Source organism: Parvibaculum sp. (assembly GCF_035511255.1).
Lineage (GTDB): Bacteria > Pseudomonadota > Alphaproteobacteria > Parvibaculales > Parvibaculaceae > Parvibaculum.
This window is the reverse complement of the sequence record NZ_DATKFR010000413.1, coordinates 1-2,414: the sequence shown is the minus strand read 5'-3', so window position 1 is coordinate 2,414 and position 2,414 is coordinate 1. Positions and strand designations below refer to the sequence as shown.

The window sequence follows — 2,414 nt, the reverse complement described above, 5'->3', positions numbered from 1 at the left end:
CGTGGTGATGGTAAAGCCCGGCGGCACCGGCAGTCCGAGATTGGACATCTCGGCGAGGTTCGCGCCCTTGCCGCCAAGGAGATTGCGCATCGACGCCGCGCCTTCCGCCTTGCCGTCACCGAAGGAATAGACCCACTTCTTATCAGCCATTCGCTTACGCCTTTGTTGGCACCGTCTCACTCGGCATTCGGGGCTCCCCCTCACCCTGCCCTCTCCCCCAAGGGGAGAGGGGAAGGAAGAAGGAATCGACTCCACCGCTTACTAGCCCTCTCCCCTCCGGGGAGAGGGTTGGGTGAGGGGCTTCCTACCCCTCGACCTTCGAAAAATCCGCGACCTCGTGCAAGGCCGCGCGGATCAGCGATAGCAGACGCAACCGATTCTCGCGTACCGGCTTTTCGTCCGCGTTGACAGTGACCTTTTCGAAGAAAGCATCGACCGGGGCCCGCAGCCGCGCCAGCGCGCTCATCGCGGCGGCGAAATCCTCGCGGGCAATCGCATGCGTGGCTTCCGCGCGCGCTTCCTCGATGCGGTCGAAGAGATCGCGCTCTTCGGTCTGCTTGAACAACGCCGGATCGGGCTCGCCGCCATACGTCGCCTTGTCCTTCTTCTCCTCGATATTGAGGATGTTGACCGCGCGCTTGTAGCCCGCGAGCAGATTCTTGCCGTCATCGGTCGCAAGGAATTCCGACAGCGCGTCGACGCGCTTCACGATCAGCACGAGATCGTCCTGCGGCTGACCGAGCGCGTTGAGCGCGAAGACGGCATCGACGAGATCGTGCCGCGCACCGCGGTCGCGCAGATAAACTTTCAGGCGGTCGGCGAAGAAGGAGAGGAGGTCTTCAATCGCGGCCATCTCAACATTATCTGGCCCCAAACCTTGGGTTCTCCTGACCGTCAGATATTTTTCTTCAGCGTCAAGCCGCGAGATTTCGTCATTTGCCTTGACACTGTCAGGGCGTATTCCAGCCTCGCTAACGTAGCGCCTGCGCGCAACATTTACGCTCAGTCTCGAATAGCGAAGTGAATGAAAAATACGATGGTATAAGCCAATACGAATATTGCCTTCGAGAACAATTCTAATTACGCCCAGCGCCGCGCGTCGCAACGCGTAGGGGTCTTTCGATCCCGTGGGCTTTTCATCAATCGCCCAGAACCCGGTCAACGTATCGATCTTGTCGGCTAGCGCGACAACCTTGCCGAGCGCGGAGGCAGGCACCGCGTCCGACGGGCCGGCCGGCGCGTAATGTTCGGCGATCGCATTCGCGATCTCGTCGCCGAGACCGTCGGCCTTGGCGTAATAGCCGCCCATCAGGCCCTGCAGCTCGGGGAACTCGCCGACCATGCCGGAGGTGAGATCGGCCTTCGCAAGACGGCCCGCGATTTCGGCCTTCGCCGGATCGACGCCCGGAATGACGGCGGCAAGTTCGCGCGCGAGCTTCGCGATGCGTTCGGCCTTCTCGCGCACCGTGCCGAGCTTCGCCTGGAAGACGACTTCTTCGAGTTTCGGCAGACGATCTTCAAGCCGAACCTTCTTGTCCTGTTCCCACAGGAAGCGCGCATCGGAGAAGCGGGCGCGCAGCACGCGCTCATTGCCGTTGACGATGGCCGCGCCGCCGTCTTCCGCAACGAGATTGGCGATCACGATGAAACGCGGCGCGAGCTTGCCGTCCGCATCCGTCAGCGCGAAATATTTCTGGTTCGCACGCATGGTGCTCGTCAGCACCTCCTGCGGCACCGACATGAACTGGTCGTCGATCTTGCCCATTAGCGGCACCGGCCATTCGACCAGCCCCGCGACTTCGGCGAGCAACCCTTCATCCTCGAAAAGCTCCAGGCCCGCATCGGCGGCGAGCTTCAACGCGCCGTCCTTGATGAGGGCGGCGCGCTTCGCCGGATCGAGGATCACTTTCGCCGCTTCGAGTTTCTTCTCGTAGTCCGCGAAGTTTGCGACTGTGAAGGACTGCGGCGCCATGAAGCGGTGGCCGCGTGTCGTATCGCTGGACTTGATGCCTTCGATGTCGAAAGGAACGACCTTGCCGCCGAGAATGCAGAGGATCGAATGCAGCGGGCGGACCCAGCGCAATTCGTGGCGGCCTGAACGCATCGACTTCGGCCAGGGAAAGCTGCGCACGACCTCCGGCACGATCTCGGCGATGAGATCGGCGGTGGCGCGGCCCGCGCGTTCGGTGATCGCGACATAGAAGGCGCCCTTCTTGTCCTCCTGCACCGTCGCCTGATCGATCGAGGTCAATCCGGCGGCGCGCAGAAAGCCCTGGATCGCCTGATCGGGCGCGCCGACCTTCGGACCCTTGCGCTCTTCCTTCACGTCCGGCGTCTTCTCCGGCAATCCGTCGATGACGAGCGCGAGACGGCGCGGCGTCGCGAAGGCCCGCGCATTCGTCGCCTCGACGCCC

At 62.6% G+C, this 2,414-nt stretch carries 2 protein-coding genes; both read right to left on the bottom strand.

The genetic code is table 11. From position 1 onward, the window contains the following. On the bottom strand, positions 1 to 150 hold a 150-nt coding region (locus VMR03_RS15705), incomplete at its 3' end, for a PEP/pyruvate-binding domain-containing protein (RefSeq protein WP_325406877.1). Between the two features lie 154 nt (positions 151 to 304). Then, positions 305 to 2,414 (bottom strand): glycine--tRNA ligase subunit beta (gene glyS, locus VMR03_RS15700; protein WP_325406876.1); only part of this gene is annotated, 2,110 nt, incomplete at its 5' end.